Below are 24,933 nucleotides of genomic sequence, written 5' to 3'. Positions count from 1 at the left end.
TTCTGCAAGTGCGCGCCGCCTCTACAGGCCGCGTGCCTTGTGGTGTCTGCGTTACAGTAGTCTTTGAGTCGTTGCGGTCAAAATTAAAAAAGTTTTGACTAGCACAGCAGATCGCTTTAAACCTTTCACAAATGCGACATAGATTTGCGACAGTTCGTCGTCAAATTTGTGAGCGTCTGTGTCGCTGTGTACAATGACCACCCTTTTGCCCCCGCTAAGTCGACGAACGTTCGGCGCGGATCGCAAGTGGTTGAATTGAAAAGAAATTTGCTTCGAAAAGAAGCAGCCTGGTGAGAAAGTGTCTATGAAAGCAGGTCTGTACCAACCAGATGAATTCAAGGATAACTGCGGTTTCGGCCTGATAGCCCACATGCAGGGCGAGCCCAGTCATACCCTTTTGCAAACGGCCATCGAGGCCCTGACCTGCATGACCCACCGCGGTGGGATCAACGCCGACGGCAAGACCGGTGACGGTTGCGGCTTGCTGATTCAAAAGCCCGATGTGTTCCTGCGAGCCATTGCCCAGGAAACCTTCGGCGTCGAACTGCCCAAGCAATACGCCGTGGGCATGGTCTTCTTCAATCAGGACCCGGTGAAAGCCGAGGCCGCTCGCGAGAACATGAACCGCGAGATCCTCGCTGCCGGCCTGACCCTCGTCGGCTGGCGCAAAGTGCCAATCGACACCAGCGTCCTCGGCCGCCTGGCCCTTGAGCGCCTGCCGCAGATCGAGCAGGTGTACATCGGCGGTGAAGGCCTGAGCGATCAGGACATGGCGATCAAACTGTTCAGCTCGCGTCGTCGCTCGTCCGTGGCCAACGCCGCCGACACCGACCACTACATCTGCAGCTTTTCGCACAAAACCATCATCTATAAAGGCCTGATGATGCCGGCGGACCTGTCGGCCTTCTATCCAGACCTCAGCGACGAGCGCCTGCAAACGTCGATTTGCGTGTTTCACCAGCGCTTCTCCACCAACACCTTGCCGAAATGGCCGCTGGCGCAGCCGTTCCGCTTCCTCGCGCACAACGGCGAAATCAACACGATCACCGGTAACCGCAACTGGGCCGTGGCCCGTCGCACCAAGTTCACTAACGATCTGATGGACCTGGAAGAACTCGGCCCGCTGGTCAACCGCGTCGGTTCCGACTCGTCGAGCATGGACAACATGCTCGAACTGATGGTCACCGGTGGCATCGACCTGTTCCGTGGCGTGCGCATGATCATTCCGCCAGCGTGGCAGAACGTCGAAACCATGGACCCGGATCTGCGTGCGTTCTACGAGTACAACTCGATGCACATGGAGCCGTGGGACGGCCCGGCCGGCGTGGTCATGACCGATGGTCGCTACGCCGTGTGCCTGCTCGACCGTAACGGTCTGCGTCCGGCGCGTTGGGTCACCACCACCAACGGTTTCATCACGCTGGCCTCGGAAATCGGTGTCTGGAACTACCAGCCGGAAGACGTCATCGCCAAGGGCCGTGTCGGTCCGGGGCAGATCTTTGCCGTGGACACCGAAACCGGGCAGATCCTCGACACCGACGCCATCGACAACCGCTTGAAGTCGCGTCACCCGTACAAGCAATGGCTGCGCAAGAACGCCCTGCGCATCCAGGCGACCATGGAAGATAACGACCACGGCTCGGCGTTCTACGACGTTGACCAACTCAAGCAGTACATGAAGATGTATCAGGTCACGTTCGAGGAACGTGATCAGGTGCTGCGTCCGCTCGGCGAGCAAGGCTACGAAGCCGTCGGCTCGATGGGCGACGACACGCCGATGGCCGTGCTCTCGCAGCGCGTGCGCACGCCGTACGACTACTTCCGCCAGCAGTTCGCGCAGGTCACCAACCCGCCGATCGACCCGCTGCGTGAAGCCATCGTCATGTCGCTGGAAATCTGCCTCGGCGCCGAGCGCAACATCTTCGAAGAATCGCCGGAACACGCCTCGCGCGTGATCCTCAGCTCGCCGGTGATCTCGCCGGCCAAGTGGCGCTCGCTGATGAACCTGGAGCGTCCGGGTTTCGAGCGCGCGATCATCGACCTCAACTACGACGAAAGCGTCGGCCTCGAAGCGGCCATCCGCAACGTGGCCGATCAGGCTGAAGAAGCCGTGCGTTCCGGTCGTACCCAGGTCGTATTGAGTGACCGGCATATTGCCCCGGGCAAGTTGCCGATCCACGCTTCGCTGGCTACCGGCGCGGTGCACCATCGCCTGACCGAAAAAGGCCTGCGTTGCGACTCCAACATTCTCGTGGAGACCGCTACCGCACGTGACCCGCACCACTTTGCGGTGCTCATCGGTTTCGGCGCCTCGGCGGTTTATCCGTTCCTGGCCTACGAAGTGCTGGGCGACCTGATCCGTACCGGTGAAGTGCTGGGCGACCTCTATGAGGTGTTCAAGAACTACCGCAAAGGCATCACCAAAGGTCTGTTGAAGATTCTCTCGAAGATGGGCATTTCGACCATCACTTCGTACCGCGGTGCGCAGTTGTTCGAAGCCATCGGCCTGTCCGAAGAAGTCTGCGAACTGAGCTTCCGCGGTGTGCCGAGCCGCATCAAGGGTGCGCGTTTCGTCGACATCGAAGCCGAACAGAAAGCCCTCGCCGCCGAAGCCTGGAGCCCGCGCAAGCCGATCCAGCAGGGCGGTTTGCTGAAGTTTGTCCACGGTGGCGAATATCACGCCTACAACCCGGACGTCGTCAGCATGCTGCAAGCCGCTGTGCAGCAGGGCGACTACAGCAAATTCAAGGAATACACGGCGCTGGTGGATAACCGCCCAGTGTCGATGATCCGCGACTTGTTCAAAGTGAAGACGCTGGACACGGCGCTGGACATCAGTGAGATCGAACCGCTGGAATCGGTGCTCAAGCGCTTCGACTCCGCCGGCATCTCGTTGGGCGCCTTGTCGCCCGAGGCTCACGAAGCCCTCGCCGAAGCGATGAACCGCCTCGGTGCGCGTTCCAACTCCGGCGAAGGTGGTGAAGACCCGGCGCGTTACGGCACGATCAAGAGCTCGAAAATCAAACAAGTCGCGACCGGCCGTTTCGGGGTTACCCCGGAATACCTGGTCAACGCCGAAGTGCTGCAGATCAAAGTCGCTCAGGGCGCCAAGCCCGGCGAAGGTGGTCAGTTGCCGGGTGGCAAGGTCAACGGGCTGATCGCCAAGCTGCGTTATGCAGTGCCGGGCGTGACTCTGATTTCGCCGCCGCCGCACCACGACATCTACTCGATTGAAGACTTGTCGCAGCTGATTTTCGACTTGAAACAAGTCAACCCGAAAGCGCTGGTCTCGGTGAAGCTGGTTGCGGAAGCAGGCGTCGGCACCATCGCTGCCGGTGTGGCCAAGGCCTACGCGGACTTGATCACCATTTCCGGCTACGACGGCGGCACCGGCGCATCGCCGCTGACCTCGATCAAATACGCCGGCGCCCCGTGGGAACTCGGCCTCGCCGAAACCCACCAGACCCTGCGCGGCAACGACCTGCGCGGCAAGGTCCGGGTACAAACCGACGGCGGCCTGAAAACCGGCCTCGACGTGATCAAGGCAGCCATTCTCGGCGCTGAAAGCTTCGGCTTCGGCACCGCGCCAATGATCGCTTTGGGCTGCAAATACCTGCGCATCTGCCACCTGAACAACTGCGCCACCGGCGTCGCGACGCAGAACGAGAAGCTGCGCAAGGATCACTACATCGGCACCGTCGACATGGTGGTGAATTTCTTCACTTACGTCGCCGAAGAAACCCGTGAGTGGCTGGCGAAACTGGGCGTGCGTTCCCTCGAGGAGCTGATCGGTCGTACCGATCTGCTGGACATCCTCGAAGGCCAGACTGCCAAGCAGCAGCACCTCGATCTGACGCCCTTGTTGGGCAGCGATCACATCCCGGCCGACAAACCGCAGTTCTGCCAGGTTGAGCGCAACCCGCCGTTCGACAAAGGTCTGCTCGCCGAGAAGATGATCGACATGGCCACCTCGGCCATCAACGACAAAAGCGGCGCCGAGTTCGAACTGGATATCTGCAACTGCGACCGTTCGATCGGCGCGCGGATCTCCGGCGAAATCGCGCGTAAGCACGGCAACCAAGGCATGGCGAGCGCGCCGATCACCTTCCGCTTCAAAGGGACGGCCGGTCAGAGCTTCGGTGTGTGGAACGCCGGCGGCTTGAACATGTATCTGGAAGGCGACGCCAACGATTACGTCGGCAAAGGCATGACCGGCGGCAAACTGGTCATCGTTCCGCCGAAGGGCAGCGTTTACAAGACCCAGGACAGCGCGATCATCGGTAACACCTGCCTGTATGGCGCCACTGGCGGCAAGTTGTTTGCTGCCGGCACCGCGGGCGAGCGTTTTGCCGTGCGTAACTCCGGGGCTCACACCGTGGTGGAAGGCACTGGCGATCACTGCTGCGAATACATGACCGGTGGTTTTGTCTGCGTTCTGGGCAAGACCGGTTACAACTTCGGCTCAGGCATGACCGGCGGTTTCGCTTACGTGCTCGATCAGGACAACAGCTTCGTTGACCGGGTCAACCACGAACTGGTGGAAATCCAGCGGATCAGCGGCGAAGCGATGGAAGCCTATCGCAGCCACCTGCAACGCGTGCTGGACGAATACGTCGAGGAAACCGACAGCGAATGGGGTCGTAACCTCGCTGAAAACCTCGATGACTATCTGCGCCGTTTCTGGCTGGTCAAGCCCAAGGCTGCCAACCTGAAATCGTTGCTTTCCAGCACCCGTGCCAACCCGCAGTGATATGCGCCTGAAGAGTTTGATGAGGTTTTAACAATGGCTGAACGTCTGAATAACGACTTCCAGTTCATCGACGTCGGGCGCAAAGATCCGAAGAAGAAACTGTTGCGTCAACGCAAGAAAGAGTTCGTGGAGATCTACGAACCGTTCAAACCCCAGCATTCGGCCGATCAGGCCCACCGCTGCCTGGGTTGCGGTAACCCGTATTGCGAATGGAAGTGCCCGGTGCACAACTTCATTCCGAACTGGCTGAAGCTGGTGGCCGAGGGCAACATCCTCCAGGCCGCCGAGCTGTCGCACCAGACCAACACCTTGCCGGAAGTGTGTGGCCGGGTGTGTCCGCAGGATCGTCTGTGCGAGGGTGCCTGCACCCTCAACGACGGCTTCGGCGCAGTGACCATCGGCTCGGTCGAGAAGTACATTACCGACACCGCGTTCGCCATGGGCTGGCGCCCGGACATGTCCAAGGTCAAACCGACCGGCAAACGTGTCGCGATCATCGGCGCAGGCCCGGCCGGTCTGGGCTGTGCCGACGTGCTGGTACGCGGCGGCGTGACCCCGGTGGTGTTCGACAAGAACCCGGAAATCGGTGGTTTGCTGACCTTCGGCATCCCCGAGTTCAAGCTTGAAAAGACTGTGCTGAGCAATCGCCGCGAAGTCTTTACCGGCATGGGCATCGAGTTCCGCTTGAACACCGAAGTGGGCAAAGACGTGACCATCGAGCAACTGCTCGAAGAATACGATGCGGTGTTCATGGGCATGGGCACCTACACCTACATGAAGGGCGGTTTTGCCGGTGAAGACCTGCCGGGCGTGCACGATGCGCTCGACTTCCTGATCGCCAACGTCAACCGCAACCTCGGTTTTGAAAAGTCGCCGGAAGATTTCGTCGACATGAAAGGCAAGCGAGTGGTGGTGTTGGGCGGCGGCGACACGGCGATGGACTGCAACCGCACGTCGATTCGCCAGGGCGCCAAATCGGTGACCTGCGCTTATCGTCGCGACGAAGCAAACATGCCGGGCTCGCGCAAAGAAGTGAAAAATGCCAAGGAAGAAGGGGTGAGATTCCTCTACAACCGCCAGCCGATCGCCATCGTCGGTGAAGACCGCGTCGAAGGCGTGAAGGTCGTCGAGACCCGTCTCGGCGAACCGGACGCCCGTGGCCGCCGCAGCCCCGAGCCGATCCCGGGCTCCGAAGAGATCATCCCGGCCGACGCCGTGGTCATCGCGTTCGGTTTCCGTCCGAGCCCGGCGTCGTGGTTCGAACAGTTCGAAATCCAGACCGACAGCCAGGGCCGCGTCGTCGCCCCGGAACAAGGTCAATACAAGCACCAGACCAGCAACCCGAAAATCTTCGCCGGTGGCGACATGGTTCGCGGGTCTGATCTGGTGGTCACGGCGATCTTCGAAGGGCGTAATGCGGCTGAAGGGATTCTGGATTACCTGGAGGTCTGATCGTTTTCCAAAACTGGAATGCGATTAATTGTGGGAGCGAGCTTGCTCGCGATAGCGGTAGTTCAGTCGACAGAGATGTTGAATGAGAGGCCGCCATCGCGAGCAAGCTCGCTCCCACAGTTGTTTCTCAGTGTTGCGAATACCCGGTTTTCACTGCGATAAATTGACCCGATAGACAAAAGGCTGACCTGCAACCGTGCCTTTTGCGTCGCGCTCTGAGAAAATGCCCGCACTTTTTTTCCGGATGCCGACATGACTGCCCTGAAGAACGACCGTTTCCTTCGCGCCCTGCTCAAGCAACCCGTAGACGTCACGCCGGTATGGATGATGCGTCAGGCCGGTCGCTACTTGCCGGAATACCGCGCCAGCCGCGCCAAGGCCGGTGACTTCATGAGCCTGTGCATGAACCCGGAGTTCGCCTGCGAAGTCACGATGCAGCCGCTCGACCGCTATCCGCAACTGGACGCGGCGATCCTCTTCTCCGACATCCTGACCATCCCGGACGCCATGGGCCAAGGCCTGTACTTCGAAACCGGTGAAGGCCCGCGCTTCAAGAAAGTCGTCAGCACGCTGGCCGATATCGAAGCGCTGCCGATCCCGGATCCGCACAAAGACCTCGGCTACGTGATGGACGCGGTCAGCACCATCCGCCGCGAACTGAACGGCCGCGTGCCGCTGATCGGCTTCTCCGGCAGCCCGTGGACACTGGCGACCTACATGGTCGAAGGCGGCTCGTCGAAAGACTTCCGCAAAACCAAAGCCATGCTCTACGACAACCCGCAAGCCATGCACCTGCTGCTGGATAAACTCGCACAGTCGGTCACCAGCTACCTCAACGGCCAGATCATGGCCGGCGCGCAAGCTGTGCAAATCTTCGACACGTGGGGCGGTAATCTTTCGGCGGCGGCGTACCAGGAATTCTCCCTGGCCTACATGCGCAAAATCGTCAGCGGCCTGATCCGCGAACACGACGGCCGCAAAGTCCCGGTCATCCTGTTCACCAAAAACGGCGGTCTGTGGCTGGAAAGCATCGCCGACGCCGGCGCCGACGCGCTGGGCCTGGACTGGACCTGCGACATCGGCAACGCCCGCGAGCGCGTCGGCAACAAAGTCGCGCTGCAAGGCAACATGGACCCGACCGTGCTCTACGCCAAACCGGAAGCCATCCGCACAGAAGTCGGGCGCATTCTGGCCAGCTACGGCAAGGGCAGCGGCCACGTGTTCAACCTCGGTCACGGGATCACCCCGGAAGTTAACCCGGAACATGCCGGCGCCTTCCTGCGCGCCGTGCATGAACTGTCGGCGCAGTATCACGAGTGATCGTGAAGGGTTAACAAACACCCGGTTTTAATGTGGGAGCGAGCCTGCTCGCGATGGCGGCGGATCAGTCAACAGAGATGTTGAATGTGAAGCCGTCATTGCCAGCAAGCTCGCTCCCACAGTTGTTTTTGGTTGGCCGAACTCAGGCCTTTACAGCGTCGAGCGGCGGCAACTTGGCCAATTTCAACGCCACCAGCAACGCAATCACCAGCAGCCCGCCAATAAACAAGCCGATCCCGTTCCAGCCACCCATGTGCCAGAACACCCCGCCCGCCGTGCCGGCAATGCTCGAACCCGCGTAATAGCTGAACAGATACAGCGACGAAGCCTGACCCTTGGCCTTGATGGCGCGGCGTCCGATCCAGCTGCTGGCCACCGAGTGCGCGCCGAAGAAGCCGAACGTGAAGATCAGCATGCCGATGATCACCAGCGGCAGCGGCGTGAACAGGGTCAGCGCCAACCCCGCGAGCATCAGCACAATCGTCGCCCACAGCACTTTGCGGCGGCCGAGTTTGTCGGCCAGCGAACCGATTTTCGCCGAGCTGTAAATCCCCGACAGGTACACCACCGACAGCAACCCGACAAACGCCTGATCCATGTCGTACGGCGCCGCCAGCAGGCGATAGCCGATGTAGTTGAACAACGTGACAAACGCGCCCATCAACACAAACGCCTCGAGGAACAGCAGCGGCAGGCCAGCGTCGCGAAAGTGCATGGTGAAGCCGTCGAGCAGGCTGCGGGGGTGCAGCGAGCGCGCGCGGAAGTTGCGTGATTCGGGCAGGATCTTCCAGAACACCGTGGCCGCGATCAGCGCCAGACCGCCGATCACCAGCATCGCCGTGTGCCAACTGACGAAATCGATCAACACGCCGGTAATCAGCCGTCCGCTCATCCCGCCGATCGCATTGCCGCCGATGTACAAACCCATCGCCAGGCCGATGTGTTGCGGGTGAATTTCTTCGCTCAGGTACGTCATGGCGACCGCCGCCAGGCCGCTCAGCGACAAACCGATCAACGCGCGCATGATCAACACGCCTTCCCAGCTCGGCATCATCGCGCTGGCCATGGTGCACAGGGCGGCGGCGAACAATGCCGTCACCATCACCGGTTTGCGCCCGACGCGATCGGAAATCGGCCCGGTGATCAGCAAACCAATCGCCAGCATGCCGGTGGCCACCGAGAGGATCAGGCTGCTCTGCGCCGCGTTGATCGAATATTCGTGGGACAGCAGCGGCATCATCGGCTGCACGCAATAGAGCAGCGCAAACGTTGCGAAGCCACCGGAGAACAGCGCCAACACCGTGCGCATGAACATCGGCGTGCCTTTCTCGATGTAAATCTCTTGCAGCTCGGCGACCGCTTCATCCAGCGCGGAGGGCGGAACTTCATGGGCAAGTGGAGCAACAGCAGTTTTCACTTCGGACCTCGGGGGACGCAGCCGGTCAGGCAATGAAAAAATCATATAGCTGGCTAATGATTCAATCCAATATATTGTTCGACCTGTTTGATAGGTTTAACGACCTAATGGAGTTTTCATGGAATTGCGCCACTTGCGCTACTTCATCGCCGTCGCCGAAGAACTGCACTTCGGCCGCGCCGCACAGGTGCTCGGCATCTCCCAGCCACCGCTGAGCCAGCAAATTCAAGCGCTGGAAGCGGAGGTCGGCGCACGTTTATTCGAGCGAACCAATCGTCGGGTCGAACTCAGTGAAGCCGGCCGATTGTTTCTCGAAGAAGCGCGATTGGTGCTGGCGCAGGTCGATAAAGCCGCGGACGTCGCCCGCCGCGCGCAACTGGGTGAACTGGGTGAACTGAAAATCGGCTTCACCTCGTCGGCGCCGTTCAACTCGACCATTCCTCAAGCGATTTTCTCGTTCCGTCAGCGTTTTCCGGCCGTGCATTTGAATCTTCGGGAGATGAGCAGTACGCAAGTGGCGGACGCCTTGGTCGATGAATCGATCGAAGTCGGAATCATGCGACCGCTAGGCCTGCCGGATTCGCTGAGCGTTGTCGAACTGATGCGCGAGCCATTGGTGGCGGTGCTCAGCTCCAAGCATCCGCTGGTGCAGGACAGTGAAGATGGCCTGTTCCTAGCGGCGCTGGCCCTCGAACCTTTCGTCTTTTTCCCACGCAGTTATGGCAGCGGTCTGTACGCCCAGTTACTCAGCCTGGCGCGCGATGCGGGGTTCAGCCCGCACTTCGCGCAAGAGGCGGGCGAGGCCATGACAATCATCGGCTTAGTCGCGGCGGGCCTGGGCGTTTCCGTGCTGCCGGCGTCGTATCAGCGCATGCGGATCGACGGCGTAGTCTACCGACCGCTGCTCGATCCAGAAGCGGTGTCAGCAGTGTGGCTGGTGCAACGCAAGGATCAGAAATCGCCGATGGCCAAGGCGTTTGTGGAATTACTGACGAGGAAGGTTGAACCGTTAACAGTGTGATGGCATTCGCTGGTTGATTGATGTTGCTGACGCTATCTATGCCACCCAGCAAATCCCCTGTGGGAGCGAGCTTGCTCGCGATAGCGCCAGTCGAATCACCAACAATCTTCAATCCGACAAAGGCAATCGCACCAAATCCCCGCGCAACGCCACTCGCGCCACAAATACTCCGACCCGACACTCGTAGGTATTCAAATCCTTGCGCACGTGTTGGTCGTAATAACTCACGATATTAGTCACCGCGTTCGCCCCAACGCGCTTCGCATCAGCCTGCAACTTGATCAAATTCGACTGCAGCACCCACTCGCACGCATCGTGGTCGCTCTTGTTGGACGCATTCGTCCCCAAGTCGCTGATTACATTCGTACGCAATAATTGCTGATTCGCGGTCGGGCCATTGCCGGCCAGGTAAAACTTCACACTTCCATCCAGCCGCCCGGCAAGCATCGCTTTAGAGAGAACGGTTTCGAATGGCATGTACATCAGATTAGTCGCGTGGCTGGCGCTGGGGAGGAGGGTAAACATGAACATGGCGAGAATGGCTTTCACTTGCATGGTCAACTCCTTTGACGTGAGAGAGAACCGTGGGTGCCTCTGAGATTGAAGAACCCGCCGTTCGATTTGGCTGCTTGCATGAGCCTGTTTGAGCGAGTGTAGATGCAGATTTCCGTCACCTCTATTCGGTTTTAGCAATTGAGGCGGTGGGAAATTTCAGGTTACGGATCTGTCTTAGTGATTTCGCCGAAACCTGCGCAATATCGATTTCTTTCGAAGAGTGCAACGGATGCCACTTCTATATCAGCCTAAGGAGTCCCGTCTGCTGGGCAAAAAAGTGACATGGTCGCGACGGTGAGCCTCTCGAGATTAGACAGGATCAAGAGTCGGGATCGTCGGGGGAAACCTTTTTACTCAATCTCACAACTTGAAACAGATGAGTTTGCTGCTGTAAAAGCCGCAGTCCGCAGCGCTCTTGGGCTGTGATGGCAGCACAGATGGCGCGATGGGGCGGATTGCCAGCCGTTGTCGTTTGCTCAAGTTAAAGCAATACTGCGCACGTTCCCGAAAGGGGCTTGTGAGACTCTGAGGATCCTGGGTAACCAGCTGTCGCAGAGCCAGACAGGTAAATGGCGATGACAAGCCACCTGTTTGTGAGAGGGCGCCGAAAGGCGCCCTTTGTCGTTGTGGCGAAAAAAAGCCGCTGCGGATTGAGTGCAAACGCTGACTCCGTTCTGTAGGAGCGAGGCTTGCCCGCGAAGAGATTTCAGAGAATGTCGGATTTTTTGGACTGCTGCGCAGCCCAGCACGAGCAAGCTCGCTCGCCACAGGATCGGGTTCGGGTCGTCAGAGTTTTTGGCGCTGATGAAAGTGAGGGCGGTGATGGTTCAAGTAGGCTGCTTGCCTCAGCCTGATCAAGCGCGTGCAGATGTTGCACGTTGCACTGAAGTGATACCGACGGGTTGTTAGCGTAGTCCCTCTCAGGTAGCCAGATTCGCCTGCAAACGTCGCCCGATGACATCCAGCAAATCGCAGCCATCGCGCAGAGACGTTACCAATAACCGCGCCAGCTCACTGTGAACGCCATCGGTGAAGGCGAGGTTTTCCAGGAACTGGGTGGCCGTGCGTATGCGATAGGCCGCCGTTTCGTACAACACGTCCAGTGGCGCTTCTGTATCTATTACCAGCGAAGCGATGGTGCAGTCGATACCGGTGATAGGCATGTATCTATCCATGACGAAAACTCTCCATTTTGGGAAAGACTACTGACTCAAGATTTAGAAGTGGTTGATGTTTCATGTGGCTGGTCAGGTAGTTCTAATATCTTCAACGCTCTATCAACGAGCAACTCAGCAACCGATGCCAACTGCTGAATAGCCGTTGCGCGTCGAGAACCCTCCAGGCCGCACGCGAGATCGGTGCTCATGACGTTCATTGAGGCGAGTATTTCACGGGCGTGGCCGAGCAATGATTGCGTGCCCGCTTCAGGATGGATAGTAAATACACTACTTATAGAGGCTGGGTTGTTTAGGGGGGGCATATCCTTACTGGCTAGGGGGTCTGTGATTTTGGAAGATTCGGATGGCTCAACCTCCTCACTGTTTAATTCGGCGGAAGACTCACTATCAGTTGAGTTGTTCTTTTTCATACCGATACTCATCCAAGATTAATTATTGTTGATGGGGGCTGCTGGTTTGGTCGCCCCACTTTACTCAAAGTTGCGATGAGGTAAAGGGGTAAATAGATAATTTTTTTGTTAATCAAAAAACTGAACATTTGTATATTTATATGATTAATCTTTTCTGTTTTTGTAGTCTTTTCATTAGGTGACTTATCAGTCCTCGACTGAAGCTCCAGTATTCGAGACTCATATTTTTTCCTTGTTTCTGTAGGATATTTCCGACTTTTTGGTCCGTTTGGGTAATGAAATATAATCTCACGTTTTTTTTGTGATTTTTTGAAGCTCTTTCCTGTGAAGCGTCTATATAGGTAGGGCTCGCATTGTATAAAGAATCGCGATTGATATCGATGAAGCTTAGCTTGCATGACTATAAGATGTGGGGGTGGAAATGCATAAAAAAGAAAAATCGGAAACTTTGAAAAATAACATAAGGTATTTAATTAAGAGTCGTGGGGAAACACAAATTTCGCTGTGTAATTCGGTTGGGTTAACCCGAACGACAATTTACAATATTTTGGAAGGGAGGGTTGTGAATGTACAACAATCCACTATTCGCAAAATTTCTGATTTTTTTGGTGTTTCTTATAAGGAAATCGAAAGTGTCGACTTTAAAGAAAGAGAGATAATTGAGAGTGACGTTTCGCCAGATGGAAATATGAATCCTGCGGCGGTCCCTATTATAAAAGAAAGCGCCTTGATTCAAAGTTTGGATAAACGCATAGGTGAACTGGCAACAACTTGCCCATTGACATACTATTTTGGCGTGGCTTGTAATTTAATTGGTGTGCTGTTAAGCAGCGAAATTAACGGCACCTACGAATCCGGCGACCTGCTCATCGTAAACAAAGGATTGCTGAACGGCGACAGGGAAACACTGATGTATGACAAAGTGACACATAAGTTATTTATTTCTAACGAGGATTTCTCTGAGTCGGATTCCGTTTGTGTAGTTGGAGAAGTAATCGAGGAGAGATTCAATGGCTAACAGTGATGCTGAAAACAGCAGGTATAAGCTGTTAGGGTTTGAGAATGATAAAGATTTGGCCGTGATTATGATTAATTCAACTGGGAGAATCATAAAGGTCAAGATCGGTGAAGTATTGAAAAGTGAGATTCTAGATGACCTTAATAAAACAGAGATAAAAGCTATCTACAGGAAATTTTATTCTCGTGGTGGTGCGCTGACCGCGTACGAGATAGCAGACAGGAATGAAGTGTCATGGATGGTCTATGTCATATTGACTCTGTTGCTTTTTACACTCTACATCGTATCAAACGTTGCCGCGGCTAAGCTTGTCTCCCTGAATGAGTTTGGTGTCGTAGTGACATCGGGAGTGTTTATCTATCCGCTGACTTTTTTGATTGTAGACTTGTTGAACGAGTTTTATGGTTTGAGACTTGCCAGAAAAGCGATTGTGTTTGCTTTTATAAGCAATGCTTTGATCGTGGTTTTACTGGCCGCGACGACTTATCTCCCGGGACTTCCTGGATGGAAGTTAGATTCGCCTTACGGCGAGGTGATAAATTATTTCTCCTCAGTGCTGATCGCGTCTTCAGTCTCCTTTCTTTTTTCTGAATACGTCAATTCCTATCTGTTGTGCAAGATCAAAGAATTGACCAATTCAAAGCTTTTATTCCTGCGGGTATTTTTGAGTTCGTTTTTTGCGGTTATTTTAGATAGCTTTATTTTCTGTTTTATTGCATTTTCGGGTTCTATGCCGAACGGCGATATCCTTGACCTCATATACACGCAAATAGCCATAAAAATGTGTTTCGCCGTGTTCAATATCCTGCCCGCATACGGCGCAAGATCATTGTTCAAAAAATACGTAATCGGGAATATAGACCTAAAAAGTACAACCGCCGCGTAACGGCGTCGCATTGCTGAAACGCTGTTGTGGCGAGGTAGCTTGCTACCGCTTGAGTGCGCAGCGCTCACGAAATCTCCGCACTTACGAAGATTTTGGGGCTGCTGCGCAACCCAGCGCGAGCAAGCTTGCTCGCCACGGGGTTTTGGGATGACTTCGGGTTACTTGAGCTGAACCAAGTCACCTTTCAGCGCAACACCCGCCATGATGGCGCCGGCGTGGCATTCGTAGTTCTTGGCGTCTTTGCGTTCGTTGCTTTTGTAGAAGCTGACGATGTTGGTCACCGCGTTTGCGCCAGCGCTTTTTGCTGCCTGGTGCAGGCTGATGATTGCCGATTGGGCAACCCATTCGCAGGCTACTTCGTCAGTTTTGTTGAAAGCGTTGGTTTTTTTGTTGGTCACCGAGCCGGCGCTGAGGACGGTGGCTTTGCCGGCGGGCGTGTTGCCGGCGAGGTAGAACTTCACGCTGCCGTCGATTTTGCCGGTGCGGGTGGCTTCGGCGACGGCTTTGTCAAAAGGCAGGTACACGGCGGTGTCACGGGCCTGGCTGACGGCGGGCAGGGCGCAGATCAGCAGAGTGGCAGCGGCAGCGATTTTCTTGAAGTGCATGAAGGTCTCCTTGACCCTGAAATGTGAGTTACGACCAGCGGCGGAAGATCAGCGAAGTGTTGACGCCGCCGAAGGCAAAGTTGTTGTTCATGACGTACTGATTGCTCATCTGGCGGAATTCGCCGCGCAGGTAATCGAGTTTGCCGCAGTGCGGGTCGACCTCGTCGAGGTTGAACGTGTGGGCGTAGAGGTCGCGGTTCATCATTTCGATGCTGAACCAGGATTCCAGCGCGCCGCACGCGCCGAGCGTGTGGCCGAGGAAGCTCTTCTGCGAACTGATCGGCATGTGCTCGCCGAACAATGCGCTGGTCGCCAGTGTTTCGGCGATGTCGCCCTGTTCGGTCGCGGTGCCGTGGCCGTTGACGTAGCCGATGTCCGAGGGCTGTAGACCGGCGTCTTCCAACGCCAGCTCCATGGCCCGGCGCATGGTGACTTGCTCGGGGCGCGTGGTGTGCTGGCCGTCGGCGTTGCTGCCGAAACCGACGAGCTCGGCGTGGATGTGCGCGCCACGGGCCAAGGCGTGTTCGAGTTCTTCGAGCACCAGCATGCCGCCGCCCTCACCGATCACCAGGCCATCGCGGCCACTGTCGTATGGGCGCGGCGAGGTCTGCGGGGCGTCGTTTTTCAGGCTGGTGGCGTAAAGCGCGTCGAACACCATGGCTTCGGTCGGGCACAGTTCTTCGGCGCCACCGGCGAGCATCAGCGGCAGGCGGCCGAACTTGATCGATTCGTAGGCGTAGCCGATGCCCTGGCTGCCGCTGGTGCAGGCGCTGGAAGTCGGGATCAGCCGGCCGGTGAGGCCGAAGAAAATGCTGATATTCGCCGCAGTGGTGTGCGGCATCATCCGCACGTAGGAGTTGGCGTTGAGGCCTTCGGCGACCGAGTTGAGCAGCATGTTGCCGAACGCCTTGATCTCGTCGGTGCTGCCGGTGGACGAGCCGCACGCGACGCCCATCCGCCCGTCCTTGATCGATTCGTCGCCCAGCAGCCCGGCGTCGGCCAGCGCTTGCTCGGCGGCACCGACAGCGAGGCGCGAGACGCGGCCCATGCTGCGCAATTGTTTGCGCGTCCAGTGGCTGGGAACCTTGAAATCATCGATCGGCCCGGCGAGGCGCGTGTTGAGTTCGGTGAAGCGGTCCCACTCGTCCATCCGGCGGATGCCGCTGCGGTTGGCTGCGAAGTTAGCGGCGATGGTCGCCCAATCGTTGCCCAGTGAGGTAATGCCGGCCATGCCGGTGACGACGACGCGCTTCATCAGCACAGGCCTCCGTTGACGGCCAGAACCTGCCGGGTGATGTACGAGGCTTCCGCCGACATCAGGAAATTCACCGCGCCGGCCACTTCTTCAGGTGTGCCCATGCGTTGTGCGGGGATCATTTTCATCAGTTCTTCCACCGGCACGTTTTCGTCGAGCATCGCGGTGTCGATCAGGCCGGGTGCGACACAGTTGACGGTGATTTTGCGCTTGCCCAGTTCAATCGCCAATGCTTTCGCGGCGCCGATCAAACCCGCTTTGGAAGCGCTGTAGTTGACCTGGCCACGGTTGCCGATCAAACCCGACACCGAGGTGATGCAGACGATACGCCCGGCAGCGCGACGACGAATCATCGGCATCATCACCGGGTGCAACACGTTGTAGAAACCGTCGAGGTTGGTGCGCATCACCACGTCCCAATCATCCTCGCTCAGCGCCGGAAAAGCACCGTCGCGGGTCAGCCCGGCGTTGAGCACCACGCCGTAATAGGCGCCGTGCGCTTCGACGTCGGCTTCGAGAATGGCTTTGCAACTGGCGCGGTCGCAAACGTCGAATTGCAACACGCGGGCAGTGCGGCCCAATGCCTGGATTTCGGCTTGAACGGCCTCAGCCTCGGCCCGGCCGCTGCGGCAATGCAGCACGATGTCGTGGCCGGCCTGGGCCAGGCGCAGCGCGATGGCGCGGCCGATACCACGGCTGGAACCGGTGACCAGTACGGATTCAGTCATCACTCGACTCCTTGGGATTCTTGAAGATAGTGCGCCGCTTGCGGCGGACGGTACACGTTCAGCCGTGCGGTGGCGTGGATGCCGGGCGCGTTGATGTGGCATTCGAACACGCCCATGCCGCTGTCATCTTCCAGCGACCGCACGCCGTGGATACTCAGCTCGGTGCCGGCGGGAAAGTGTTCGACGTTGCATTCGAATTTGCGCGTGCCGAGCAGGAAACCCAGCTCCACCGCATCCCCGCGAGCGCGCGCGTGGCAACCGGCGTAGGCGGCGACGCTCTGCGCCATCAGCTCGATGCCGACCCAGGCCGGCAAACTGCCATCGGCGCGGTTGAACAAGCCGCCGGGTTTGACGGTGAGGCGCGTGTGAATCTGCTCGTCATCGAACGACAGGATCTGCTCGATGAGGATCATGTCGCCAGCGTGAGGCAGCAATTCGGCGAGCGGCCAGTCAATCATGGGGCGTCTCCGATAATCAGGCTGACGTTATTGCCCCCGAAGGCAAACGAATTGCTCATCAGGTAGCGAGGTGCAATGGACGCCAGGCGCGTGGCCGGGGTCACCCAATTCAGCGGCGGCAGGTCGGGGTCGGGTTGGCCATCCCAGACGTGCGGCGGCAGCGAGTGCTGGGGATTGTCGGCGCTGAGGCTCAGCCAGCAGAACGCTGCCTCCAGCGCACCGGCGGCGCCGAGGGTGTGACCGGTCATCGGTTTGGTCGACGAGCAGGGCACGCCGTCCGGGAACAATGCCGACACGGCCAGGCTTTCCATCGCGTCGTTGTGTTGCGTGGCGGTGCCGTGCAGGTTCAGGTAAGCGATTTGCGCCGGTTGCAGCTGCGCGCGGCCCAAGGCTTTGCGCATCGCCTGCAGGGCGCCGCGACCGCTCGGTTCCGGCGCGGAAATGTGATGCGCGTCGGAACTGGCACCGCTGCCGAGCAAGGCAATCGATTGGCCGGCGCCCGGCTGTTTGCTCATCAAGAACAGCACCGCTGCTTCGCCGATATTGATGCCATTGCGATTGGCCGAAAACGGATTGCAGCGTTGTTCGGACACCGCTTCCAGCGCCGAGAAACCGTTGAGGGTCAGTTTGCACAAACTGTCGACGCCGCCGCACAGCACGGCATCGCACAAGCCGAGGTCGAGCAGACGCTGCGCGCTCATCAACGCGCGCGCGCTCGACGTGCAGGCAGTGGAAATCACGTAGGCCGGGCCGCTCAATTGCAGCCAGTCGGCGAGGAAGTTGGCCGGGGCGCCGAGTTCCTGTTGCTGATAGTCGTAGTCGGCAGGAAATTGCTGCTCGCGAATGTAATACGCCAAGCCGCGACTGGCTTCGTCGATGCCCGAGGTGCTGGTGCCGAGCACCACGCCGATGCGCCCGTGGCCGAAGGTCTGGATCGCGCGATCGATGTCCGCACGAATCTGCAGCGCGGCTTCCAGCAGCAATTGATTGTTGCGACTGCGCTGATCGGCCATCTCTGGCGGTATCGCCGCCAATTCACCGTGAACCGCCGCTACTGGTAACGAGCGTTCCGCGACCCAACCGGCCTCGCTGCGCATGCCCGAGCAATCGCCGGCAAACAGATTGCGCGCGACTTGCTGCTTGTCGCGACCGAGGGCGCAAATCACCCCGAGGGCGTTGAGGTAGGCGGTCATGGCGCGTCACCGTTGAGCGGTGTGACTTGGTATTTCGGCCCTTTTGGCAGGCTTAGTTTAAAGCTGTCCGGCGCGTAATAACGCACGTCCCAATGCTCGGGCAATACCCGTTGCGCGCCGTGCTGCCGCGCGCTGGGGTAGTTGGCTTGCAACTCGGCGTTGGGCGTCAGCGCAAACAACAACGCGGCGAACAACTCGCGGGCCTCGGGGTTGGGCGGCAGCAGTCCGTCGGCGTGCCATTCGCCGTCCTGCAGCTTTTGCCGCGCCTGGGGAATGCCGAGCAAATCCATCATCGACCAGCGCAGCGCCGGGCCTTCCTGCTGAATCACCAAGACCCAATCCTGACGCTCATCGGCGACGAGGCGCTGGATGTGCAATTGCATCGGCAACGTCAGGTTCGGCAGCTGCTCGGGTAACGGCGCACGGCTGGCGCAGGCGCTCAGCAGCAGGGTGAAGGCCACCAACACTAGGCGCACTAACACCGCGAACCCTGTGGGAGCGAGCTTGCTCGCGATAGCATCAGCACATCCAACATTGAAGGTGGCTGATCCACCGCTATCGCGAGCAAGCTCGCTCCCACAAGTTCTGCGACTGGTTTGAATTGCGCCAAACATCAAACAGCCCCTTGCAGCGGCTTGCGCGCCACCACATTGACCAGGGTTTCTTCCCGTTGGCCAAAGGGCTTGGGCTTGCGCAAACCAAAGCGTTCAAGCAAACCGAAATCCTTCGCCCGGCTCCACCACAAATACGGGTAGGAAACGTTCTGCGGTGCGAATTCAAAACCCTGCTGACGAATCATCTGCAGATACCCCGCAGCGCTTTTCTGCACATGCATCGGGTGGCGGAACAACCAGCGAATCACCCACGTATCAATGTAAGCCTCGGTCGATTCGGCAAACAGCAAATAGCCGCCCGGTTTGAGCACCCGATAAAACTCGGCCAGCGCCTGATCCTGCTCCACCAGATGATGAAATGTCTGGTGGCAGAACAGCAGATCGACGCTGGCATCGGCGACATTCAGCGTCGCGCAATCGCTGCCGATCAACTCGACCTGCATGCCCTGACGCGCCGCTTCTTCGCCACTGAGTTTCAGGCTGTGCGGGTCGGCATCGACGCCAATCAAACGCTGCGGGGCGAAGGTCTGGCGCAGGTATTGGAACGACTTGCCCTGGCCGCAACCGGCGTCGAGCAAAACCGGATTGGTCGGCAGCGACTCACTGAACAACCCGCGCAAATCATTGATCGCCACGCGCAGCACGTGGTGTTGCCAGGTATGGCTGCGCAGGAACCAGAAACCGAATCGGGTTTCTTCGACGTAGTTGTCGCTCAGGTAACTCATGTCGCGTCCCTTGCGCAGATTTCCGAGATCACTTTCAACCGGCGTTTCGCTTCGCTGACAAACGGGTTGCGCTCATCCCAGGCGTAACCGGCGAGGATCGAAGCGATCATGCGGCGGATGTCCGGCGAGCTGGCTTCATGGAAAATCACGTCCTGGAACGTCCCGGCGTACCAGCCTTCGACGTAGCAGCGGAAGGTGTCGACGCCGCGTTTCAGCGGTTCGGCGAACTCGGTTTGCCAATCGACGCTTTCGCCCTGCAACTGGCGGTGCAACACGGCGGCGGCCATGCTCGCCGAGCGCATGGCGATGGTCACGCCGGAGGAAAACACCGGGTCGAGGAATTCCGCCGCGTTGCCGAGCAGTGCGAAGCCCGGGCCGTGCAGCGTTTTGACGTTGGCCGAGTAGCCGCCGATGGTCCGCGCCGGGGTGTCCCACACGGCGTTGTTCAACACGCCGGCGAGGCTTGGGGTTTCGGCGATGAAGCCTCGCAGGCAGGCATCGAGATCGTCGGACCGGCCGGCGAAATGTTCCGCCGCCGCGACCACGCCCACCGAGCAGCGCCCGTTGCTGAACGGGATGCTCCAGAACCAGATGTCGCGGTGGATCGGGTGGGTGGTGACGAGGATTTTGCTGCGGTCGAATTTCGGGTTGTCGATGTGATCTTCGACGTGGGTGAACACCGCTTGGCGCACCGGGAAATTCGACGGCGCTTCGAGGTCGAGCAGACGCGGCAGGACGCGGCCATAACCGCTGGCGTCGAGCACGAAATCGGCCTCGACGCGGTATTCGCTGCCGTCCTCGCGCAGCACATTGAGTTGCGGTTTCGCCAGGCTGAAATCGGCGCTGACGATGGCCTCGCCGTAGCGCAACTCGACGCCTTGCAACGCCGCTTGATCGGCCAGCAACTTGTCGAAATCGGCACGTTGCACCTGGAACGTGGTCGGCTTGCCGTTGCTGAACGTATCGCCGAAATCGAAGGCGCTGTACTGCTCGCCCCAGGCGAATGCGGCGCCGGTCTTGATCTGAAAACCGGCGGCGTTCACCGCGTCGAGCATGCCGGCTTCTTCGACGAAATCCAGGCAATGCGACAACAGGCTTTCGCCGATGGAAAACCTTGGGAAATGCTGACGTTCGATCACCAGAACATCGTGACCGTTGCGCTTGAGCAGCGCGGCGGCGATGGCCCCCGAAGGGCCGGCACCGATGATCACCACCTGACGATGTTCCATTTCAACTGTTGGCACGAGGACTCCTTGCCGGGGCGGCGATGTTCAGCGGGATGCGGTGCATGCCGGCCAATGCCGGCAGCAGTGTTGCGATCAGGCCCATCAACATCAGCGCGAAGTACAGCGCCGGGCTGATGAGTTGTTGTTGCAGCAGCAGGTTGAGGAAAACGATCTCGCTCAAACCGCGAATATTCAGCAGCAAGGTTTCGCGCCAGCGGCTGGCGCCTTGAAACGACACGCCGGCCCAACCCAGGCCCAGCCAGTTGCCGAGCATTTTGCTGAGAATCGGCAACAGCAGCAGTGCCGCCAGTTGCAACCAGCCGAGGCTGGCCATGGCGCTGTGCACGTCGATCTGGACAATGCCGAACGTGAGGATCAGCGGGATGGCGATCCACGTCTGCAAACGGTTCATCCACTGCGCCGGCAGCGGCAATACCAGCGGCACTTTCAGCGCGGCCATGCACAGCAAATAACCGATGCCGAAAATCAGCGCGTTGAGCTTGAAGTGCTCGGCCACCACCAGCAGCGCGAAGAAACAACCGCTGTGCAGTAAAGGTTGGCGCAAACCGAGCAGGCGCAACAGCAACGGCAGGCACGCGCCGGCCAGCGGCAATAACAGACTGCTCAGGTGCAGGCTGCCTTGGGCGAAACCGAACAAGGTCCAACAAGCGAGGTCGATGACGATCGCGGTTTGCACCAGACGCCGGGTCGCGGCGGGCGGGTAATTGATGTGGCGCAGGTACAGGTACAACACCGGCACCGCCGTAATGGCGAACACCAGACCGACCGCCAACGAACTGATCCACGATTGCGCCGGCAACAGCCAGACGGCCGTTGCGAGCCCGCAGGCGAACGGCAGACAGAAACTCGGCAAAGCGATTTTCAGGCTCTGGCGGTCCAGTCGCAGGTCGATCACGTCGCTGAGAATGTGCCCCAGCAGCAAGGCAAAACTCAGGCTGTAGAGGTTTTTCAGCCACACCGGCGAGATCAGCGCGGCGCCGCTGAGTTGCCAGCCCGGTTCGATCCAGAAGTACATCAGCAGCGGCAAACCGAAGGTCGCCAAGAGCAATTGGCTGACAATCGGGATCAGCCCGAAGTGCCGACCGACACGGGTCGCCACGGCGAACAGCAGCAGGGCCATCGCCCAGAACAACGCGATCATCATGCGACCGGCTCCGTGGCTGCGACGGCCGGTGACGGCGGATGAAGGGTGCGTCCGGCCCACGGCGCCAGAATGAAGCTGAATGCCAGACCGAGGCTCACCGACAAACCGAAGTTGCTCACTGCCGGCGTACTCGACACCGCGAGCAAACCGAACGACAGCCACGTCGTCACTGCCGCAAGCAGGGTGCCCAGCAGACTGACGGCGGCGCCGCCGATCTGCTCGCGCATGAGGATCGCGTAATCGACGCTGATCGCCGTCACCAGCAGCAAGCCGAACAGGCTGAACAGGGTCAGCGGCTGCCCCAGCCAACCGAGGCTGGCGAGGCTGCACAGCGCCGCGAGCAGCGGCAGCGCGACGATGCGCAGCGCACCGCTCAAGCCAAATGGCAGGATCAGCACCAGCACAATCAACACGCACGATGCGAGTTTCAATTCAGCGGCGCTGATCTGGGTTTTGGCGAACACCGTGTTCAGTTCGCCAAGACGATCAACCAGTTGCACCCCCGGCAAGTCCAGCGCCTGCACGCGCAGCAACGACGGATTATTCAAGCCTTGCAGGCTGACCATCGCCGCCACGCCGCCGTCATCGGTCGGCCCCAGCCATAACGTGCGATAAGGTTCGGCCAGCGGGCCGAGCAGCGCCGCGTCGATGTCTTCAGTGGGCAACGCCTGCAATTTCGCCAGCTCGGCTTGCAGCGCTTCGGCCGGCACGCCGAGGTCGAGCAAGGGTTGCCAGTATTGCGGCAGTTGGTTCAGCGCCTCGCGCACTTGCTGTTGTTCGCTCGGCTGGCTGACCAGTTGATTGAGCGACAAAAAGCCCTGCAATTTATCGAGGTTGACCAGTTGCTGCAGCCGCTCGCTGAGCGCGTTTTGCCGCTCGAGCAGCTCTTGCTGATTGGCCGCGCGGATCAGGAAAAACTGGCTGGTGGGCTGGTAGCCGGTGATGCGTGCAATGGCCTGGGCTTCATCGGTCAGGTGCTGCGGCATGCCGACCCATTGGCGAATGTCGTTTTTGCTGTCGAGCTGCAATATTCCGCCGACACAAAACGCGAGTAACAGCGCCAGCAACACCGGCGTTTTGACCTGTTTGAGCAACGCTTCGCGCAGGCTCACCAGGCATTCGGCGACGCGCAGCGGCCATTGCGCCGGGCGCAGATCGGCGCCCTTGAGCAGCGCCGGCAGCAGGCACACCGCCGACAGGTAGGCGCCGAGCAGGCCGGCGGCGGAGAACACGGCGATTTGCGTCAGTGCCGGGAACGGCGTCCAGGCCAATGCGAGGTAGCCGATGCAACTGGTAATCAGGCTCAGCGTCAGCCCCGGCAACGTCAGGCGCAACGCCGGCCAACTGTTCCAGGGTTTCAGGCTCCAGCTCTTGGACAAGTAATGCAGCGGGTAATCGACGGCGACGCCGATCAGGCTCGAGCCGAGCACCAGCGTCATCACGTGCATATGCCCGAACAGCGCCACGCACGCGACACCGCCGAACAGCATGCCGACCAGCACCGGGACAAACGCGAGCAACACGCGCCAGCGCCGAAACGCCAGTAACAGCAACAGCAGAATGCCCACCGTGGCGCCGCCGCCAACCCAGGTCATTTCGCGCGTGGCTTGCCGTTGGCCGTTGGCGGCGTAGAGCAAACCACTGGCGGCGAGCAATTGCACGTCGCTTTGCGCGGCTTGCTCGCGGCTGTGTTCGAGCAGGTCGGCGACTTGCAGCGGCAGGTTCATGTCGAAGGCGTTGCCGGTGGTGCGCGCGCGCAGCAACACCCAACTCTTGCCGTCGGCATCGGCAATCAACGCGCCGCTGCCGATGTCCAGTTGCACGGCGCCGTGCTGGGGCTGGCTGTTCTGGATTCGCCCGGTCAGGCCCAGCCAGTCGTCCTGGCTCGGCACCAGCGTGAATCCGGTGAACGGGTCAAACAACGCCTGGACGCGTTGCTGGATAAAGGCTTGCGGATGCTCGATCAGTTGGCGCCGATCTTCGTCACCGAGCATCGCCAGGCGTCCTTGCAGCAGTTGCGTGCGCAGGGCCGGCAAGTCGGCTTGCAAGGTCCACTGGACCTTTTCGAACACACCGCTGGCCTGCCATTGCTCGCCGATTTTTTGCGCCATGGCCACCGCTTGCTGGCGATCGGCGTTGCCGACCAGTACCAGCATTTCGCGGTTCAGCGGCTCTTGCATGCGTTGTTCGGCGCGCAGTTCCAACGCGTCCGGCGCTGTGCCTGGCACCAATTCCATCAGGTTGGCCGACAGCGGCGCGCCGTCACGCCACTGCCAACCGGCGAGCGCGAGCACCGCCAGCAGCAGGATCAGGAACAGCCGTGGGAGCATCCGTTCACTCGGCAAAGTCATGTTGCTCCGCATCGCTCAACGGTTGGGCGCTGGTGCTGTCCTGCATGCGCAGCAGCGTGCTGTCGCCCTGGGTTTCGAGCAGTTGGATGGTGTTGACCAGTTCGCCGCCATCAATGTTGATCTGGTTGAACACTTGCTTGAGCAGCATCGAGCGTGGGGTCAGCACCAGTTGCCATTTCTGCGCATCGCCGCTCAGCGCCAGTTCGAAATCCCGTTGCAAACCGCTGCTGTCGCCTTGCAGGACGGCGAGGAACAAGCGGTTCTGCTCGGCGCCGGCGCTCTTGCCGGGCAGCAATTGCCAGCCATTGGCATCGCGCCGGGCGATACCTTTGGCGCTGATGCGGTAATCCTGTTGCAGCGGCGTGTTCAGCAACCACAGCAAACCGTGGTTCTTCGCGAGGACAAAGGTGCCTTTGCTGACCAGCGGCTGGGGCAGGGCGCGCAGGTGTTTTTCCTGGATGAAATTACCGTGGATGACCTCGGGTTTCGCCAGTTGATCGCTCAACTGCTGCAAATCGAAAGCCTGTGCCCACGAAGTAAAACCAAGCATCAATACCAGCGTCACTACGAACCTGTAGCAGCTGGCGAAGCCTGCGTTCGGCTGCG

21 protein-coding genes are annotated in these 24,933 nt (G+C 59.1%); 6 read left to right on the top strand and 15 right to left on the bottom strand.

Annotation, left to right across the window (positions count from 1 at the left end):
- Positions 1 to 304: 304 nt before the first annotated feature.
- The 3 genes from gltB (at position 305) to hemE (ending at position 7,522) form a co-directional block, all read left to right on the top strand.
- A complete protein-coding gene (gene gltB / locus BLU01_RS10495) occupies positions 305 to 4,750 on the top strand; it encodes a glutamate synthase large subunit (protein WP_092274462.1) in 4,446 nt (1,481 codons plus the stop codon).
- Positions 4,751 to 4,783: 33 nt separating this feature from the next.
- Positions 4,784 to 6,202: an FAD-dependent oxidoreductase gene (locus tag BLU01_RS10490; RefSeq protein ID WP_092274459.1), complete on the top strand. Its 1,419-nt coding sequence runs from the start codon at positions 4,784 to 4,786 to the stop codon at positions 6,200 to 6,202.
- 252 nt (positions 6,203 to 6,454) lie between these two features.
- Positions 6,455 to 7,522, top strand: coding sequence for a uroporphyrinogen decarboxylase (gene hemE, locus BLU01_RS10485; protein WP_092274456.1), 1,068 nt, complete (start codon positions 6,455 to 6,457; stop codon positions 7,520 to 7,522).
- Between the two features lie 142 nt (positions 7,523 to 7,664).
- Here the strand turns inward: hemE and BLU01_RS10480 are convergent, their stop codons facing one another.
- Positions 7,665 to 8,939, bottom strand: a complete 1,275-nt coding sequence (locus BLU01_RS10480; protein ID WP_092274452.1) for an MFS transporter — start codon at positions 8,937 to 8,939, stop codon at positions 7,665 to 7,667.
- 118 nt (positions 8,940 to 9,057) lie between these two features.
- On the opposite strand from BLU01_RS10480, the gene BLU01_RS10475 reads away from it, so the two are divergent.
- On the top strand, positions 9,058 to 9,960 hold the full coding sequence (locus tag BLU01_RS10475) for a LysR family transcriptional regulator (RefSeq protein WP_092274449.1): 903 nt from the start codon (positions 9,058 to 9,060) through the stop codon (positions 9,958 to 9,960).
- Between the two features lie 108 nt (positions 9,961 to 10,068).
- On the opposite strand, the gene BLU01_RS10470 is transcribed toward BLU01_RS10475, so the two are convergent.
- The 3 genes from BLU01_RS10470 to BLU01_RS10460 all read right to left on the bottom strand — a co-directional run bounded on the left by BLU01_RS10470 (position 10,069) and on the right by BLU01_RS10460 (position 12,103).
- Positions 10,069 to 10,515, bottom strand: coding sequence for an excinuclease (locus tag BLU01_RS10470; protein WP_092274446.1), 447 nt, complete (start codon positions 10,513 to 10,515; stop codon positions 10,069 to 10,071).
- Between the two features lie 920 nt (positions 10,516 to 11,435).
- A complete protein-coding gene (locus BLU01_RS10465) occupies positions 11,436 to 11,690 on the bottom strand; it encodes a hypothetical protein (protein ID WP_092274443.1) in 255 nt (84 codons plus the stop codon).
- A gap of 35 nt (positions 11,691 to 11,725) precedes the next feature.
- Complete coding sequence (locus tag BLU01_RS10460) at positions 11,726 to 12,103, bottom strand: DUF6124 family protein (protein WP_092274440.1); 378 nt, start codon at positions 12,101 to 12,103, stop codon at positions 11,726 to 11,728.
- A gap of 421 nt (positions 12,104 to 12,524) precedes the next feature.
- On the opposite strand from BLU01_RS10460, the gene BLU01_RS10455 reads away from it, so the two are divergent.
- A complete protein-coding gene (locus tag BLU01_RS10455; RefSeq protein WP_092281564.1) occupies positions 12,525 to 13,121 on the top strand; it encodes a helix-turn-helix transcriptional regulator in 597 nt (198 codons plus the stop codon).
- Positions 13,114 to 14,007, top strand: a complete 894-nt coding sequence (locus tag BLU01_RS10450; protein WP_092274438.1) for a queuosine precursor transporter — start codon at positions 13,114 to 13,116, stop codon at positions 14,005 to 14,007. The genes BLU01_RS10455 and BLU01_RS10450 overlap by 8 nt, the downstream gene beginning before the upstream one ends.
- Before the next feature lie 158 nt (positions 14,008 to 14,165).
- Here the strand turns inward: BLU01_RS10450 and BLU01_RS10445 are convergent, their stop codons facing one another.
- From BLU01_RS10445 to BLU01_RS10395, 11 genes are read right to left on the bottom strand one after another with little or no spacing between them, the layout of a single operon-like run.
- Positions 14,166 to 14,612 (bottom strand): excinuclease, encoded by a 447-nt coding sequence (locus tag BLU01_RS10445; RefSeq protein ID WP_092274435.1) that lies wholly within the window; start codon positions 14,610 to 14,612, stop codon positions 14,166 to 14,168.
- Between the two features lie 28 nt (positions 14,613 to 14,640).
- Positions 14,641 to 15,867 (bottom strand): beta-ketoacyl-ACP synthase, encoded by a 1,227-nt coding sequence (locus BLU01_RS10440; RefSeq protein ID WP_092274432.1) that lies wholly within the window; start codon positions 15,865 to 15,867, stop codon positions 14,641 to 14,643.
- A complete protein-coding gene (fabG, locus tag BLU01_RS10435) occupies positions 15,867 to 16,595 on the bottom strand; it encodes a 3-oxoacyl-ACP reductase FabG (RefSeq protein WP_092274429.1) in 729 nt (242 codons plus the stop codon). Before fabG ends, BLU01_RS10440 begins: the two co-directional genes overlap by 1 nt.
- Positions 16,595 to 17,053 carry a hotdog family protein gene (locus tag BLU01_RS10430; protein WP_092274426.1) on the bottom strand — a complete coding sequence of 153 codons (459 nt, stop codon included), beginning with the start codon at positions 17,051 to 17,053 and terminating at the stop codon, positions 16,595 to 16,597. Before BLU01_RS10430 ends, fabG begins: the two co-directional genes overlap by 1 nt.
- On the bottom strand, positions 17,050 to 18,246 hold the full coding sequence (locus BLU01_RS10425) for a beta-ketoacyl-[acyl-carrier-protein] synthase family protein (RefSeq protein WP_092274423.1): 1,197 nt from the start codon (positions 18,244 to 18,246) through the stop codon (positions 17,050 to 17,052). The genes BLU01_RS10430 and BLU01_RS10425 overlap by 4 nt, the downstream gene beginning before the upstream one ends.
- Positions 18,243 to 18,860 (bottom strand): hypothetical protein, encoded by a 618-nt coding sequence (locus tag BLU01_RS10420; protein WP_092274420.1) that lies wholly within the window; start codon positions 18,858 to 18,860, stop codon positions 18,243 to 18,245. Before BLU01_RS10420 ends, BLU01_RS10425 begins: the two co-directional genes overlap by 4 nt.
- Positions 18,860 to 19,585: a class I SAM-dependent methyltransferase gene (locus tag BLU01_RS10415; protein ID WP_092274416.1), complete on the bottom strand. Its 726-nt coding sequence runs from the start codon at positions 19,583 to 19,585 to the stop codon at positions 18,860 to 18,862. Before BLU01_RS10415 ends, BLU01_RS10420 begins: the two co-directional genes overlap by 1 nt.
- Positions 19,582 to 20,829 carry an NAD(P)/FAD-dependent oxidoreductase gene (locus BLU01_RS10410; RefSeq protein ID WP_092274413.1) on the bottom strand — a complete coding sequence of 416 codons (1,248 nt, stop codon included), beginning with the start codon at positions 20,827 to 20,829 and terminating at the stop codon, positions 19,582 to 19,584. The genes BLU01_RS10415 and BLU01_RS10410 overlap by 4 nt, the downstream gene beginning before the upstream one ends.
- Positions 20,816 to 21,973: a sodium:proton antiporter gene (locus BLU01_RS10405; protein ID WP_092281562.1), complete on the bottom strand. Its 1,158-nt coding sequence runs from the start codon at positions 21,971 to 21,973 to the stop codon at positions 20,816 to 20,818. The genes BLU01_RS10410 and BLU01_RS10405 overlap by 14 nt, the downstream gene beginning before the upstream one ends.
- Positions 21,973 to 24,327 (bottom strand): MMPL family transporter, encoded by a 2,355-nt coding sequence (locus tag BLU01_RS10400; protein WP_092274410.1) that lies wholly within the window; start codon positions 24,325 to 24,327, stop codon positions 21,973 to 21,975. The genes BLU01_RS10405 and BLU01_RS10400 overlap by 1 nt, the downstream gene beginning before the upstream one ends.
- Complete coding sequence (locus BLU01_RS10395) at positions 24,311 to 24,877, bottom strand: outer membrane lipoprotein carrier protein LolA (RefSeq protein ID WP_092281560.1); 567 nt, start codon at positions 24,875 to 24,877, stop codon at positions 24,311 to 24,313. Before BLU01_RS10395 ends, BLU01_RS10400 begins: the two co-directional genes overlap by 17 nt.
- Between the last annotated feature and the right edge of the window lie 56 nt (positions 24,878 to 24,933).

The sequence above is a fragment of the Pseudomonas prosekii genome (assembly GCF_900105155.1).
Classification (GTDB): domain Bacteria; phylum Pseudomonadota; class Gammaproteobacteria; order Pseudomonadales; family Pseudomonadaceae; genus Aquipseudomonas; species Aquipseudomonas prosekii.
The sequence above is the reverse complement of the archived record's forward strand: the minus strand, read 5'-3'. Positions and strand labels throughout refer to the sequence as shown.